A 14197-nucleotide genomic window follows, 5' to 3' on the forward strand; every position below is an offset into this window, starting at 1 on the left:
TCCGAAGAACGCCTTCGGCGAGAGTATTTGGAGAGAAAAGATTATGGGAGCGCGCGCGAAATGAGCCTGACATCGGACCAGATGGAGTTGCGCGAGGAGGATATCCGCAAGCACTACGCGGCGGCGGCGGCCATGCTGGACGGCTTCGATCACACCCCCCGCATCGGCAAGCCCGTGGCCGAGGCACCGGTGGCCGAGCGTTCACCCGGGATCGGCAGCCACCGGCGGTTCCGGTCCACCACGCCGGGTCTGGTGACCCGCTCCACGGCGCGGCCCGAGGGTGTGCGTCTGTTGGAGCGGATCGAGGCGGCCGATGAGGGCGATCCGATCACCTCGCCCTCGCAGGCGGTGGTGATGAACAGCCTGCGCCGCGCGCTGGCGATCGCGATGGCGCTGACCGATACCTTTGGCGCGGCGACGCCGCTGGCTGATTTGAAGCGCGCGAACCTCGCCGGTGACCTGCCCGCCGCGCGCCGGACGGAGTTCTCCGAACTGCTGGCAGCCGAGGCGCTGATCGCGCTCCATGTCTATGGCAATGCCGTCGCCTACCTGCTGTCGTCACATGCCAGCGATGTGACGGTCGAGGTGGGCGAGTCACAGGAAGTGCTGACCGACAACGGGCAGCTGGCGCTGCACGGGGTTCTATGGGAGTTGGACCAGGTGATCGCCGCCCACGCGGGCGACGACGCGCGGCTGGTGGCTTGCGTCGCGGCCCATGCAGAGCAGGTGATGGAGAAGGCGGCCCTGCGCGCCCAGAGTGCCGCGCACCTCGGCGCCTTTAGTGGCGCAACCTGGCGGGTGGAGGCGGACGACCTGACCATCCGGGGGTTCACCCCGGCGTCGAAGGCAAAGTCGACCACGCTGACCATGACCTTCAAGAAACCGAACGAGGTGGTCGGCAACCACATTGCCAAGTACCAGGCGATGAAGCTCTCGAAGATGCTGATGGCCTATGATTTCGACCGCAGGCTGAACCCCTTTGCCGAGCTGGGCGGCTTCATCTTCACCTTCATGGGCGACGGCAAGCCGGGGACGGGCAAGACCACCCTGATCCAGATGATGGCAGGGCTGATCAATGACTACTGCGCGGTGGCGCGGTATCCGTTCCGCTACCAGAACCTGAGTACCGAGAACATCGACAGCTACCAGGGCAAATCGGGGCAGAACGCCAAGGCCTTTATCAACACCATCATCGACCCGAACGTGATCGGCTTCGGCACCATCGACGACATCGACCAGCTTGCGGGCAAGCGCGGTGACCGGCAGTCCTCGGCCGGGCAACTGGAGATCACCGCCGTGCTGATGGAGAGCTTTGCCGGGGCCAATACCGTGGTGCGGGGCAACTGTACCTTCGGCATGTTCTCGAACTACCCCGAGAACGTGGACGACGCCCTGCGTCAAAGGGCCGGGGCGCGGTTCCTTGTCGACGGGCCGCAGACGCGGGAGGACTACATCGACATTCTCGCCCTGCTGATGGGCAAGAACCACGCGATCCCGCTGGGGGCGCACGAGCTGTTCTCGGCTCAGGAAATCAAGAAGGCAGTGGCCGCGAGCTTCGAGAGCCATTCGCGGCCGCACGAGGCGGGGCTGATGGAGGTCTTTGACCGGGTCCATGCGCAGGTGGGAGAACTCGACACCATCGCCAAGATGGGCACTTACCTGAAGGCGATCCAGCAGGCGGACGAGCGATTTACGGGCCGCGCGATCAAGAACATCACCGACGCGGTGAAGGTGCGCGCGATGGATTTCGAGCTTCCGGACGAGTGGATGGAGAACCCCGAGCTGTTCCTGTTCCGCGACTACGAGACCAAGAAGGCGATGATCGCCGACCTGCGGGTGCCGATCACGCCAGAGATGGTGATTCAGGAGATCAACCGCTACGCCGATTCCGAGTTCCGCTATGCCGACAAGTCGGACGAGGTGGCGATTGACGCCATGGTGCGCGACTTCGGGCGCCAGGAAGAGGCAAAGCGGCGGTATCTGGAGGAGCGGGGGTGAGCATCTACGCCTACTGGGTCAGCTTCATTCTTGTTGCTGCTGTCCTTGCGGAAGCGGTCGTACGGGTCCGCCCTTGGGGGCGCTGGAGCTGGCTGACCCGATCTCTGGTCATCTGCCTTCTGCTGACAGGGCTGGTTGCCCTGATCCTGAGCCTTGTCGGGGTAACGGGAACCATGGGCGATCATCCCCTCCTGGCAAATCTCGCGTCCATCTGCACGATGGTCGTTCTGGGTGTCCCGTGGCTTCTCGCGACCTTTCAGCGGCGCTGGAAGGAGGGGGATAGCCATGGTGCTCAATAACGTCCTTCCCATGGTCCTTCTGACACCCTGCTTGCTCACCGGGAGTACACCAACCCAGCCCGCGAACAGGGATCGGACCGGTCACGCTTCCGAAGGAGAGACCAAATGAAACGCCTCATCGAAAAGGGCCTGATGTTCGGCAACCTCTACCGCGTCACCGGCGCGGCGATGGTGGAGCGGTACAATCGCGCGCTGGAACATCTGACGGGTCGCCGCACGGGGCTGACCGACTTCCATATCGATCTCTCGGGATACTCGCCGGAGGTGGGCGACGAATTCGACGATGACCTCTACCTCAACCACCGGGGGGTGAACCGGCAGTTCATCCTGCTCTCGACCGACCAGAAGCGCTGCCCGCTGCTGAACGTCAAGTTCTCGACCAGCCGCGAAATCCTGAAGCGGTTCATCACCGAAAACGAGGCGCAGCTTTTCGCGCTGACGGCGACAGATGCGGTGGCAGGCGAGATGGTGAACTCGGTCTTCGATGTGTCGACGCCTGCGCGACTGTTCGATGTCGGGCAGGTCGAGATCGAGGCTGACACCACCACCGGTACCATTGCCCACGCGGAAAAGCTGCATGGGCTGGTCGAGCGATTCCGACGCGAGGAGGATGGCTGGTTCGATGACGTTCTGATTGCCGAGATGATCGGGCTGGCGCAGAAATCGGGCGATATCACCCGCAACCCGGTGCGGCTGGAGCATCGCAGCTACAGCCAACCGGATTTCTGGACCGCGCATTTCGGCGGGGCCTACCTGTTCCAGTCGGTCGCGCATCCGGCGCTGATTGCCTGCGGCGACAAGGAGGTGTTCCGCGACGTACCGATCCCCAAGGTGTTCGATCTGACCGAGCGCAACCGAATCGCGCGGTTCTTCGAACTGAACGGGCTGGTCGAGCCGGTGGTCAAGGCGCGGGGTGTCGATGCGGCTGCGATCCTGCGGCAGAAGATGGACTTCATCGTGGTGGATGCGGCGGCGGACCTTGGACTGGACCTCGCCGGGCGGTCCCGCGCGGACCTGCGGCGGCTGGCGCGTGATCAGGTCGACCGGCTGCCGGACGCCTACCACGGGCTGCGCGACCTCGTGCGCTGGGCCGAGGCAGGCGGGCGCTGGCCCCGGATCGATTCCGACGATGCGGCCTATTTCTACTCGCTCAGGGCAGCCGATACGCCCTGGAAGGATCTGGTCAACATGCTGCTGGCGGAGCTTGCGCCGCTCGACATCCGCCAGCTTTTCATCTGTCACAAGGAGCTGTTCTATCAGCTCTACCGGGGCTGGCCCGATGCCAAGCGATCCTTTGTCGCCGACTTCCTCGCGCGGGAGTATCAGGTGGACAAGGCAGGCGCCCGCGCGGCGCTGTTTGGGAGCGAGCCGGACATGGCCAACCGGATGCCATCGGCGCCGGTCAAGGACCCAGTACAGGAGATCGTCCGCAGGGTTGGTCCCTGGGGCGCGGTACGGAGGTAGCACATGGGGTTTGTCCGTCTCGTCATATTCGGGTTCATCTTCATGACCGGGGCCTACCTGCTGATCTCGGTCTATTCCCGCTCGGTGCGGCGGGAAAAGCTTGAAAAGCACTGGGCAGAGGTGCATCCCAACGGTGGCGATCCGATGGCCCGCGAAACCTTCATCGAGCTCGGCATGAAGGATTACCAGTCCAGTCTCCGCCGCAAGCTGATCCTGCTTGTCTACGTGCTCCCGGTCATTCTGATCGCGACGATCCACTTCATTACGACTTACACCTGACTACCCGAGGAGCGCCCATGCGCCGCATCATCACCACACTGAAAGTCATCGTCTTCGTGCTGTTCGCGGGGCTTCTGCACTATGTCCTGCCCCAGCACGACATCGCGCGTGTCACCTCGACCGAGGTGATCCGGACGGATTTCAACTGGCTGAACAAGATCTTCTATGCACAGGCCGACAGCGGCGCCTCACAGCTGGTCACGCGCGACCTGCGGCTGATCAACACCGAGAAGCAGAAGACATGGCTGCTCGGCTTCCTGCCGCGCGACTCGACCAGGGTCATGGTCTACCGCAACGAGGACACCGGCTGGATCTGGCCGCCCTACTTCAAGTTCGACAGCTCGGACCTGCAGGCGCAGGCAGCGGCGAACATCAGCCCGGCGAAAGACCAGTGGGTGGTGATCACCCACTACGGCTGGCGCAACAAGTACCTGTCGATCTACCCCAACGCCATCGGCATCCGCCCGATCGAGGGCCCGAACGTCACCGTGATCCCCTGGTTCAATATCGGCTTCTTCCTCTTCCTGCTGATCGCCTGGGCCTTCCTACGGGCGGCGTGGCGACAGTTCCGCGAACGCACCATCGACCCGGCGCTGAAGGACGCGGGCGAGAAGTGGGATTCGGTCGAGGGGAACATGGCCGAACGCCGGGGCCGGTTCTCGCGCTGGCTGGATACCTGGAAGAAGAAATGAATTATTTTCAAACCGATGGAACTTGCTGAGAGCTGTGTCGTTAACATGATGTGACCCGAGCGCATGTGTGCTCTGTCATTCGTCCCCCGCAGGGCTTTTCGCCCGCATCTGCGCCTGCTCCTGCCCCAAGGAGCGGGCGCATTTCTTTTTCAGCCCCCGGAAACGAAAAACGCGGGGCCGGGGCCCCGCGTCGATTGTCTTGATCCAAGAGGGAGAGTTATTCCCAGGACACGCCGGTCAGGTCTGCCGCTTGCGTCGGGGCGTCTTTCCAGAGGCCCTTGATCCCGGCCTTGGCGACGGTGAACACCGGCAGTTCGAACAGGTAGCCGACCACGTAGTCCTTGGCGATCATGGTCTGGGCTTCCTTCAGGATCTCGGTCCGCCCGTCGGGGTCAGTGGTCTGATCCAGCTTGGTCATCAGGTCCTGGAACGGCTTGCTGTCGTACTGGAAGTAGTAGTCAGGCCGCGCAAAGACGCCGATGTCCATCGGCTCGGTGTGGCTGATCACGGTCAGGCCGAAGTTCTTGCCCTTGAACACCGACTCGAGCCACTGGGCCCATTCCACGTTGATGATCTCGGTCTTGATGCCGACGGCTGCCAGCTGGGCCGCGATGATCTCTCCGCCACGACGTGCGTAGGACGGGGGCGGCAGGTAGAGCGTGGTCGAGAAGCCATCGGCGAGGCCGGCTTCGGCCAGCAGCGCCTTGGATTTCTCGGGATCATACTCGGACAGCGAGGTCAGGTCGACATAGGCCGGGTTGTGCGGCGCAAAGAAGGTGCCGATGGGCGTGCCGTAGCCGAACATGGCGCCGTCGATGATCGCCTGGCGGTCGATGGCATGGGCCACGGCCTCGCGCACGCGGATATCGTCAAACGGCTTTTCCTTGTTGTTGATCGAGAGGATCGTCTCGCCTTCGGTGTTGCCGATCAGGACCTGGAACCGCGGATCCGCCTCGAACTGCGGCAGGTTCTCGGGCGCCGGGAAGCCGGCGAAGACGTCGATGTCCTCGGCCATCATCGCGGCAAAGGCAGCAGTGGGGTCAGAGATGAACTTGAAGGTCGCCTTGTCGATACTGGCGGGGGTGCCCCAGTAGTCCGGATTCTTCTCCATCTGGATGCTGTCGCCCTGCGTCCAGCTCACGAATTTGAAGGCGCCGGTGCCGATCGGGGTGGTCTTGATGTTCTCGATGCTCTCGGGCGCGACGATCACGGCATCGCCCCAGGCCATGTTGAAGAGGAAAGAGCCGTTCGGCTGCTTCAGTGTCACCTTCACGGTCAGCGGATCCACCACTTCGACGGTGTCGATCCCGGCGAACAGGGCCTTCTGGGCGTTCACGCTGTCATCGGCGCGGGCACGGTCGAGGCTGAACTTGACGTCTTCGCCGTCCATCGTGGTGCCGTCGTGGAACTTCACGCCGTCATGCAGGTGGAAGGTGTAGGTCAGGCCGTCCTCGGAGATGTCCCAGCTCTCGGCGAGTCCCGGGATAACCGAGCCGTCGGAGGCGAAGCGGGTCAGGCCCTCGAAGATGTTGGCATAGGTGACGGTGTCGATGGCGCCGGCGGCCGCGCTGGTGGGATCCAGGTGCGGCGGCTCGAGCTGCACGGCGACGGTGAGGCTGGTTTGCGCCTGTGCCGCGCCAAGCCCGGAGGCTAGCGCGAGGGCACTGGCAAACACCAGTTTGCTGAATTTGGACATTTCGATGCTCCCCATCGGTTGATTGAGGCCGGTGGCCGGCCCGGGACGTAGCGGCAGTCTTGGCAGTATTTTGGGCGATTACAAGAGCTTGAAACGGGCTCTGGCCCGTCGGAACGCGATGCGCCCGGAATCTGACTGTCCGGTGAGAGCCTAGCAGCCGGCCGCGCGGGAGCGATAGCTGTTTTGCGCCCCGGCGAAGCTGGGGCCAAGGATACGTTCGGCATGCTCGCGCAGGTAGATCTTGATCCACGGCGCGTAGTTTTCCGGGTGCAACGCGATGTCCTCGCGCAGCCGGTCATAGGGCCTCCAGCGCGTTTCCATCACTTCGGCGGGGTCGGGCGACACGGCAGGCCGCGAAGGGACGAAGGCGACGAACACGTCGACGAGCTCGTGCTCGACCATGCCGTTGCCCACCTCGGCGCGGTATTCCAGCGTCTCGCGAAACTCGGGAACGATGCCGGTGATGCCCAGTTCCTGCTCCAGTCGCCGAACGGCGCAATCCGCTGTCTCTTCGCCCCAATGCGGGTGGGTGCAGCAGGTGTTCGCCCAGAGTCCGGGGGTGTGATACTTCTCCAGCGCCCGGCGCTGCATCAGGATGCTCTCCCCTTCGATCAGGAACACCGAGACCGCGCGGTGCCGCAGGCCGAGGCGATGCACCTCCAGCTTGTCGGCTGGCTGCAGGCGGCCATCGACCCAAGCGGGGATCATCGTGCCATCTGATCGGGGGCTGTTCATTCGGGTCTCGGACGGGTGAGCGATGGGGCGTCAACCTATCGCGGATCGTGCCGCCGGGAAAGCCGAAAGGAAGGTTCGCGCCATCCGTGCGCGAACCTTCGCGGTCTTACATCGACTCGAGCAGGCCTTCGCCGGCCGAGATTTCGCACTGCCCGGGCGAGGCTTCGGCGTTCAGAACCTTAACCACGCCATCCTCGACCAGCATCGCGTAGCGCTTGGAGCGCGCGATCAGCCCGGCAGGCGGCGCGTCAAAGTCCATGCCGATGGCCTTGGTGAATTCGCTGCCGGCGTCCGAGAGCATGGTGAGCCCGGCCTCGGTGGCGCCGGTCGCCTCGCCCCACGCCTTCATCACGAAGGGGTCGTTCACCGAAACGCAGATGATCTCGTCCACGCCCTTGCCGTCGAACTGGGCCTTGGTGCGGATAAAGCTCGGGACGTGGGCCGAGTGGCAGGTCGGGGTAAAGGCGCCCGGAACTGCGAAGATCACGACCTTGCGGCCCTTGACCTTGTCAGCGATGGCGACCGGCTCGGGCCCGGATCCGCCGAGTTGGACGAGCGTGGCGTCCGGCAGAGTGTCTCCGACTGTGATGGTCATTCATGGTCTCCCGTAGAGTTTGGCATTTCGCTTTCCTGCGCATATAGCTGAGCGGGACAGGAAGGCGAAAGAAATCAGGAAGTGGACGCAATGAAAAGAATTGTCGTTGTGGGGGCGGGCCAGGCGGGCTCTTCTCTCGTGGCGCGGCTGCGCAAGAACGGTTTCGAGGGGGATGTCACGCTGATCGGCGCCGAGCCGGTGCCGCCCTACCAGAGACCGCCGCTGTCCAAGGCTTACCTGCTGGGCGACATGGCGCTGGAGCGCCTCTACCTGCGCCCCGAGAGCTTCTATGCCGAGCAGAGCATCCACCTGCACCTCGGCAAACCGGTCACCGAGATCGACGCGGCAGCGCGCAAGGTTATCGCGGGGGACGAGGTATTTCCCTACGACGAACTGGTTCTCACCACCGGATCCGAACCGCGCCGCCTGCCCGCGACCATCGGCGGAGATCTGGATGGCGTCCACGTGGTGCGGACGCTGGCCGATGTCGATGCGATGGCCCCGGGCGTGACCGAGGGCGCGCGGGCGCTGATCGTCGGCGGTGGCTACATCGGGCTGGAGGCGGCAGCGGTCGCAGCCAAGCGCGGGGTCAAGGTGGTGCTGGTCGAGATGGCCGAGCGCATCCTCCAGCGAGTCGCCGCGCCCGAGACCTCGTCCTATTTCCGCGACCTGCACGGCAAGTTCGGGGTCGAGGTCCGCGAGGGCGTAGGGCTCGACCGGCTGGTGGGTGACGGCAAGGTGACCGGCGCCATCCTCAGCGACGGGACCGAGCTGGACGTCGATTTCGTGGTTGTCGGTGTCGGCATCCAGCCCGCGACCAAGCTGGCCGAGATGGCGGGCGTCACCCTCGAAAACGGGATTCGCACCGATGCGCAGGGCCGTACCTCGGACCCGCATATCTGGGCGGCGGGCGACTGTGCGTCCTTCCCCTATCGGGGCGAGCGCATCCGGCTGGAGAGCGTGCCCAACGCCATCGACCAGGCCGAGTGCGTGGCCGACAACATCATGGGCGCCGCGAAGGACTACGTGCCGCAGCCGTGGTTCTGGTCCGACCAGTACCATATCAAGCTGCAGATCGCGGGTCTGAATACCGGCTATGACCGGATCATCGTCCGCTCGGGCGAGGGCGAGGCGGTGTCCTACTGGTACTACAAGGGCGATACGCTGCTGGCTGTCGATGCGATGAACGATCCGCGCGGCTACATGGTGGGGAAGCGCCTGATCGACGCGGGCAAGTCGCCTGACGCAGCAGCCATCGCCGACCCCGCGACCGATCTCAAGTCGCTGCTGAAAGCGTGAGGATCATTGCCGGTCAGTTTCGCGGGCGACCGCTGACGCCGGTCGGCAAGGGTGATGCGGGCGCACACCTGCGCCCGACCGCCGATCGCGTCCGCGAGAGCCTGTTCAGCGCGCTGAACTCGCTTGGCGTGATCGAGGGCGCCCGTGTCCTCGACCTGTTCGCCGGGACCGGTGCGCTGGGGCTGGAAGCGCTGTCACGCGGCGCCGAGAGCGTGACCTTCGTCGAGAACGGTCGCGTCGGGGGCGGCCTCGTCGCCAAGAACATCTCGCTGCTCGGTGTCGGGGCGCAGACCCGGCTGCTGCGCATGGACGCCACCCGCCTTGCCGAAAGCACCGCGGGGCAGCATGACCTTGTCTTCCTCGATCCGCCCTACGGGCTCGGCATGGGCGAGGCCGCCCTGACCGCCGCAGCCGCGGGCAGCTGGATCGCGCCCGGGGCCTTGGTGGTCTGGGAAGAGAGCGCGCCACAGGCCGCGCCCGAGGGCTACGACCTGCACGATACCCGCAAGTACGGCGACACGCATGTCACTCTGTTGTGGCGCGAGGGCTGATCAGGACTCGTAGGTCGGGTGGAACTTGTTGCCCGGGGACAGCGTGAAAATCTCGCAGCCCGTGTCGGTCACACCCACCGAATGCTCGAACTGGGCCGAAAGCGACTTGTCGCGGGTCACGGCGGTCCATTCGTCGGCCAGTGTCTTGGTTTCGGGGCGGCCCAGGTTCACCATCGGCTCGATGGTAAAGATCATGCCTTCCTCGAGAGTCGCACCCGAGCCGGGGCGGCCGTAGTGCAGCACGTTCGGCGGCGCATGGAACACCCGGCCTACGCCGTGACCGCAGAAGTCGCGGACGACGCTCATGCGGTTGGCTTCCACGAAGGTCTGGATGGCGTGCCCGATGTCACCGAAGGTGTTGCCCGGCTTGACCATCTCGATCCCGCGAAGCAGCGCTTCGTGGGTGACCTCGATCAGGCGCTCGGCCTTGCGGGGCAGCTTGCCCGCCACGTACATGCGGCTGGTGTCGCCAAACCATCCGTCCACGATCACGGTGACGTCGATGTTGAGAATATCGCCGTCTTTCAACATCTTGGCGCCCGGAATCCCGTGGCAAACCACGTGGTTCACCGAGATACAGCTGGCGTGCTGATAGCCCTTGTATCCGATCGTCGCCGAGGTGGCGCCTGCGGCGTCCACCATCTCGGTGATCAACCGGTCGATTTCGGCGGTCGTCTGGCCCGGAAAGATATGCGCGGAAATGTCGTCGAGAATTTGTGCCGCGACCTTTCCGGCCGCGTGCATACCGGCAAAGTCCGCCCGGTCGTAGATACGAATGCCGTCCTTGGTCGTCCGACCACGACTGTCGTTATTCAAGAAATGCTCCATCGTCATACTTCCGGCTACTTAGTCGCAGAATGCAAAAAGGGCCAGAGGACATCAGGTCACTGGCGCAACGGGTCGGCCCAGTTCGACCCCATCTGTCCCTATTGTGGTATCATAACACAGAAATTCAACTCCCTGTTGTCTGGCAATTTCGAATGCCGCCGCATAACCGGGGTCGATATCTCGGGCGAGATCGAAGCGGGTACAGTCCGTCCGCTGTACCAGAAAGAACATGAAGGCCCGGTGACCTAGGCGCACCATCTCGGTCAGTTCGGCAAGGTGCTTGGCCCCGCGCGCGGTCACGCTGTCGGGAAACTCGGCCAGCCCCGGCTGGCGCGACAGGGTCACGCTCTTCACCTCGACATAGGCGTCGGGCAGTCCCGTCTGGCTGAGGAGAAAGTCGATGCGGCTGTTCTGCCCGTACTTCACCTCGGGCCGGACAGTGCCATAGGTGGCCAGTTCGGGCACTTCCCCGGCCTCGAGCGAGGCGCGCAGGGCACGGTTCGGAACCGAGGTATCGACCCCGGTGAAATGGCCATCGCCGTGATCCACGAGGCGCCAGCCGAACTTCAGCTTTTTCCTGGGATCGTCGTTGGGTTCGAGCCAGATCCGCATGCCGTGCTCGGCCAGCCCAATCATCGAGCCCGGGTTGGCGCAGTGGGCGGTGATCTCGGTCCCGTCCTCCAGACGGCAGTCGGCCAGGAAACGCTTGTAGCGGCGGATCAGGGTGGCGGGCACAAGAGGGGTTTGAAAGCGCATGGCGCGGGGCCTATACCGGCCATTGATGCCGATCAAGGGAGAGCAGTGAGATGGCAAATCCAACCGCAGCGATGCTGGTGATCGGCGACGAGATCCTCTCGGGCCGGACCCGCGACGCCAACATGTACCACCTTGCGGGGGAACTGGCGAAACGCGGCATCGACCTCAAGGAAGTCCGGGTGGTCAGCGACGACCACGAGGCCATCGTCTCGGCGGTGCGGGCCCTGTCCGCGGCTTATGACAACGTGTTTACCAGCGGCGGCATCGGGCCGACCCACGACGACATCACCGCCGATGCCATCGCGGCGGCTTTTGATGCCCATATCGACGTGCGCGCCGACGCGCGCGCCCTGCTCGAGGCGCACTATCAGCGCACCGGGGCGGAACTGAACGTCGCCCGCCTGCGCATGGCCCGCATTCCCGATGGCGCGACGCTGATCGACAACCCGGTTTCCACCGCTCCGGGCTTCACCCTCGGCAACGTGCACGTCATGGCCGGGGTGCCCGCCGTTTTCGTCGCCATGGTCGAGAGCATCCTTCCGCTGCTGACGGGGGGTGCCCCGCTGATCAGCGAGACGCTGAGGGTGGACCGGGGTGAGGGCGAAATCGCCGACGTGCTGACCGCGCTGGCCAAGGCCTATGACGATCTTTCCATCGGCTGTTACCCCTTCCAGAAGGACGGGCGTTTTGGGGCAAACGTCGTGATCCGCGGGGCCGACGGCCCGCGCGTGGCCGAGGCGATGGCCGGGTTGCGCTCGGGGCTGGAGGCGCTGGCATGACTGCACCCGACTGGTTCGCGGTGGTGGACGGAACATGGCCCGCCGCCAGCTATCGCAGGCTTGGGCCCGCGACCCTGCGCGAGGGACGGGGCGGTGGCAGCCGGGTGTCGGCGACCACCATTGAGGGCGCCTTCACCGAGGCTGACCTGGACGCGGCGGAACAGGCGATGGACGCGATGGGACAGCGCCGCATCTTCCAGATCCGCCCGGGAGACGATGCGCTCGATACCGTGCTGGAGGCGCGGGGCTACGCGGTTCTGGATCCGGTGAACATCTATTCCTGCCCCGTCGATACGCTCTGCAACGTGCAGATCCCTCGTGTCACCGTCCTGACCGTCTGGGAGCCGCTGGCGATCATGCGCGAGATGTGGGCCGCCGGTGGCATCGGGCCCGAACGGATCGAGGTGATGAAGCGGGCGGAGGGCCCCAAGACGGGCCTGCTGGGCCGCCTGCATGACAAGCCTGCCGGGGTTGCCTTTGCCGCGATCCATGACGGTGTGGCGATGGTGCACGCGGTCGAGGTGGTTCCGTTCCAGCGGCGCAAGGGCATGGCCCAGTGGTTCCTGCGCGCAGCCGCGTTCTGGGGGCGGGACAACGGGGCGCATACGCTGTCCGTCGTCTGCACCGTGGCCAACACACCCGCGAACGCGCTCTACTCAGGCATGGGAATGTCGAAGGTCGGGCACTATCATTACCGACACATGCCGCAAGAGGAGAGCCGCACGTGACCGACCAGACCATGCCCACCGCCCTGAACCTCCCGATGGTGGACCCGCTGCCCGAAGCGACGCAGAAGTACTTCGATATCTGCGTTGAAAAGCTCGGGATGGTGCCGAACGTGCTGAAGGCCAACGCCTTCGACATTGCCAAGCTGAATGCCTTTACCGGGATGTACAACGACCTGATGCTGGCCGACAGCGGCCTGTCCAAGCTGGAGCGCGAGATGATCGCGGTTGTCGTCTCGTCGATCAACAAGTGCTTCTATTGTCTCGTGGCACATGGTGCTGCAGTGCGCCAGCTGTCGGGCGACCCGAAGCTCGGCGAGATGCTGGTGATGAACTACCGTGTCGCGCCGCTGGATGCGCGCCAGCGCGCCATGCTGAACTTTGCCGAGAAGATGACGATCGAAAGCCACCGGATCGAGGAGAAGGACCGTCAGTCGCTGCGCGAGGTCGGCTTCAACGACCGCGATATCTGGGACATCGCCAACGTCGCGGGTTTCTTCAACATGTCGAACAGGGTCGCCAGCGCCACGGCGATGACCCCCAACGACGAGTATCACTCGCAGTTCAGATGATCCGGCTTGCTGCCGCGCTTGCGGCGTTACTTTTCGCCGTGACGCCCGCAACGGCCTTCGAGCTCAGGCTGGGGGGCGCTGCGCGGCAGCTTTCGGAACGTGACAGCCCGCTTGGCAGCTACGCTCTGCCGACCGGCCCGTTCCGGGATGGCAGCATCCCGGCACAGAGGCTTGAGGGCCGGATCGAGCGGCAGACCTGGCGCATCGACGGGCCGGGGCTGACCACGCTGCAGATCCTAGCCCCTTTGCGCAGCCAGCTGGAAGAGGCCGGTTACTCCCTGACGTTCGACTGCAAGGACAACGAATGCGGCGGCTTCGACTTCCGGTTCGGGACCGAGGTGGTGCCGGCGCCGGACATGTATGTCGATATCCGCAACTATCGTTTTGTTTCGGCGGTCAAGGACAAGGACACCGCAGCCAGCCTGCTGGTCAGCCGGAGCCGGAGCGCCGGGTTCGTCCAGATCATCTATGTCAATCGCGATGGCACCAGCGCGCCGCCTGCGGCACTGCCCGAGACGGGGACCGAAACGGCGCCCGCCCCCGACCTTGAGGCTGGCTTCTCGGACCGGATGCTGCAGCAAGGCCACGCAGTACTGGGTGGCCTCGTCTTCGATACCGGGGCCGATGCGCTCGATCCGGGCGACTACGATTCGCTGGCCCAGCTTGCCGTCTTCCTCGAAGATCACCCGGGCATGGTGATCGCCCTCGTCGGGCATACCGATTCCATCGGGTCGCTGGACGAAAACCTGTCCCTGTCAAAGCGGCGTGCCGAATCCGTGCGCAGCCGGATGATCGACAGCTACGGCATCGCCCCGGACCGGATGGAGGCCGAGGGCGTTGCCTATCTCTCGCCCGCCGCCTCGAACCTCACGCCCGAAGGGCGCGAGGAGAATCGGCGGGTCGAGGCGGTCATACTGCGCGAACAGTAG

16 protein-coding genes are annotated in these 14197 nt (G+C 64.6%); 11 read left to right on the top strand and 5 right to left on the bottom strand.

Annotation, left to right across the window (positions count from 1 at the left end):
* Positions 1-60: 60 nt before the first annotated feature.
* The 5 genes from DDT93_RS10000 to DDT93_RS10020 all read left to right on the top strand — a co-directional run bounded on the left by DDT93_RS10000 (position 61) and on the right by DDT93_RS10020 (position 4732).
* Positions 61-1998: an AAA family ATPase gene (locus tag DDT93_RS10000; RefSeq protein ID WP_109465642.1), complete on the top strand. Its 1938-nt coding sequence runs from the start codon at positions 61-63 to the stop codon at positions 1996-1998.
* Positions 1995-2297 (top strand): hypothetical protein, encoded by a 303-nt coding sequence (locus DDT93_RS10005; protein ID WP_109465643.1) that lies wholly within the window; start codon positions 1995-1997, stop codon positions 2295-2297. The genes DDT93_RS10000 and DDT93_RS10005 overlap by 4 nt, the downstream gene beginning before the upstream one ends.
* 105 nt (positions 2298-2402) lie before the next feature.
* Complete coding sequence (locus DDT93_RS10010) at positions 2403-3761, top strand: DUF6638 family protein (RefSeq protein WP_109465644.1); 1359 nt, start codon at positions 2403-2405, stop codon at positions 3759-3761.
* 3 nt (positions 3762-3764) lie between these two features.
* Positions 3765-4040 (top strand): hypothetical protein, encoded by a 276-nt coding sequence (locus tag DDT93_RS10015; protein WP_109465645.1) that lies wholly within the window; start codon positions 3765-3767, stop codon positions 4038-4040.
* A gap of 17 nt (positions 4041-4057) precedes the next feature.
* Positions 4058-4732, top strand: coding sequence for a DUF1523 family protein (locus DDT93_RS10020; protein ID WP_109465646.1), 675 nt, complete (start codon positions 4058-4060; stop codon positions 4730-4732).
* Positions 4733-4949: 217 nt separating this feature from the next.
* Here the strand turns inward: DDT93_RS10020 and DDT93_RS10025 are convergent, their stop codons facing one another.
* The 3 genes from DDT93_RS10025 to DDT93_RS10035 form a co-directional block, all read right to left on the bottom strand.
* On the bottom strand, positions 4950-6428 hold the full coding sequence (locus DDT93_RS10025; RefSeq protein ID WP_109465816.1) for an ABC transporter substrate-binding protein: 1479 nt from the start codon (positions 6426-6428) through the stop codon (positions 4950-4952).
* 150 nt (positions 6429-6578) lie between these two features.
* Positions 6579-7136, bottom strand: coding sequence for an isopentenyl-diphosphate Delta-isomerase (gene idi, locus DDT93_RS10030; protein WP_109465647.1), 558 nt, complete (start codon positions 7134-7136; stop codon positions 6579-6581).
* Between the two features lie 133 nt (positions 7137-7269).
* On the bottom strand, positions 7270-7758 hold the full coding sequence (locus tag DDT93_RS10035; RefSeq protein WP_109465648.1) for a peroxiredoxin: 489 nt from the start codon (positions 7756-7758) through the stop codon (positions 7270-7272).
* A 90-nt stretch (positions 7759-7848) separates the two neighbouring features.
* Between DDT93_RS10035 and DDT93_RS10040 the strand changes: the two genes are divergently transcribed.
* Both DDT93_RS10040 and rsmD read left to right on the top strand, forming a co-directional pair.
* Positions 7849-9057 carry an NAD(P)/FAD-dependent oxidoreductase gene (locus tag DDT93_RS10040; protein ID WP_109465649.1) on the top strand — a complete coding sequence of 403 codons (1209 nt, stop codon included), beginning with the start codon at positions 7849-7851 and terminating at the stop codon, positions 9055-9057.
* On the top strand, positions 9054-9608 hold the full coding sequence (gene rsmD, locus DDT93_RS10045; protein ID WP_109465650.1) for a 16S rRNA (guanine(966)-N(2))-methyltransferase RsmD: 555 nt from the start codon (positions 9054-9056) through the stop codon (positions 9606-9608). Before DDT93_RS10040 ends, rsmD begins: the two co-directional genes overlap by 4 nt.
* Here rsmD and map read toward each other — a convergent pair whose 3' ends face one another.
* Together map and sfsA are read right to left on the bottom strand one after the other, a co-directional pair.
* Entirely contained in the window at positions 9609-10424 is an 816-nt protein-coding gene (map, locus tag DDT93_RS10050; protein WP_232825412.1) for a type I methionyl aminopeptidase, read from the bottom strand.
* Positions 10425-10487: 63 nt separating this feature from the next.
* Complete coding sequence (gene sfsA / locus DDT93_RS10055) at positions 10488-11192, bottom strand: DNA/RNA nuclease SfsA (RefSeq protein WP_109465652.1); 705 nt, start codon at positions 11190-11192, stop codon at positions 10488-10490.
* Between the two features lie 50 nt (positions 11193-11242).
* Here sfsA and DDT93_RS10060 point away from each other — a divergent pair, with 50 nt between their 5' ends.
* The 4 genes from DDT93_RS10060 to DDT93_RS10075 are packed head-to-tail and all read left to right on the top strand — an operon-like array spanning position 11243 to position 14197.
* Positions 11243-11971 (top strand): competence/damage-inducible protein A, encoded by a 729-nt coding sequence (locus tag DDT93_RS10060; protein ID WP_109465653.1) that lies wholly within the window; start codon positions 11243-11245, stop codon positions 11969-11971.
* Positions 11968-12699, top strand: coding sequence for a GNAT family N-acetyltransferase (locus DDT93_RS10065; RefSeq protein WP_109465654.1), 732 nt, complete (start codon positions 11968-11970; stop codon positions 12697-12699). The genes DDT93_RS10060 and DDT93_RS10065 overlap by 4 nt, the downstream gene beginning before the upstream one ends.
* A complete protein-coding gene (locus DDT93_RS10070) occupies positions 12696-13268 on the top strand; it encodes a peroxidase-related enzyme (protein ID WP_109465655.1) in 573 nt (190 codons plus the stop codon). The genes DDT93_RS10065 and DDT93_RS10070 overlap by 4 nt, the downstream gene beginning before the upstream one ends.
* A complete protein-coding gene (locus tag DDT93_RS10075; protein WP_109465656.1) occupies positions 13265-14197 on the top strand; it encodes an OmpA family protein in 933 nt (310 codons plus the stop codon). The genes DDT93_RS10070 and DDT93_RS10075 overlap by 4 nt, the downstream gene beginning before the upstream one ends.

This window comes from Albibacillus kandeliae (genome assembly GCF_003116585.1).
Taxonomy (GTDB): Bacteria; Pseudomonadota; Alphaproteobacteria; order Rhodobacterales; family Rhodobacteraceae; genus Albibacillus; species Albibacillus kandeliae.

Bases quoted from the DNA above. Each gene is read 5' to 3' on its own strand.
- sfsA (WP_109465652.1), bottom strand. From the start codon at position 11,192: ATGCGCTTTCAAACCCCTCTTGTGCCCGCCACCCTGATCCGCCGCTAC.
- DDT93_RS10015 (WP_109465645.1), top strand. From the start codon at position 3,765: ATGGGGTTTGTCCGTCTCGTCATATTCGGGTTCATCTTCATGACCGGG.
- DDT93_RS10060 (WP_109465653.1), top strand. From the start codon at position 11,243: ATGGCAAATCCAACCGCAGCGATGCTGGTGATCGGCGACGAGATCCTC.
- DDT93_RS10025 (WP_109465816.1), bottom strand. From the start codon at position 6,428: ATGTCCAAATTCAGCAAACTGGTGTTTGCCAGTGCCCTCGCGCTAGCC.
- DDT93_RS10000 (WP_109465642.1), top strand. From the start codon at position 61: ATGAGCCTGACATCGGACCAGATGGAGTTGCGCGAGGAGGATATCCGC.
- DDT93_RS10040 (WP_109465649.1), top strand. From the start codon at position 7,849: ATGAAAAGAATTGTCGTTGTGGGGGCGGGCCAGGCGGGCTCTTCTCTC.
- idi (WP_109465647.1), bottom strand. From the start codon at position 7,136: ATGATCCCCGCTTGGGTCGATGGCCGCCTGCAGCCAGCCGACAAGCTG.
- DDT93_RS10065 (WP_109465654.1), top strand. From the start codon at position 11,968: ATGACTGCACCCGACTGGTTCGCGGTGGTGGACGGAACATGGCCCGCC.
- DDT93_RS10075 (WP_109465656.1), top strand. From the start codon at position 13,265: ATGATCCGGCTTGCTGCCGCGCTTGCGGCGTTACTTTTCGCCGTGACG.
- DDT93_RS10010 (WP_109465644.1), top strand. From the start codon at position 2,403: ATGAAACGCCTCATCGAAAAGGGCCTGATGTTCGGCAACCTCTACCGC.
- DDT93_RS10035 (WP_109465648.1), bottom strand. From the start codon at position 7,758: ATGACCATCACAGTCGGAGACACTCTGCCGGACGCCACGCTCGTCCAA.
- DDT93_RS10020 (WP_109465646.1), top strand. From the start codon at position 4,058: ATGCGCCGCATCATCACCACACTGAAAGTCATCGTCTTCGTGCTGTTC.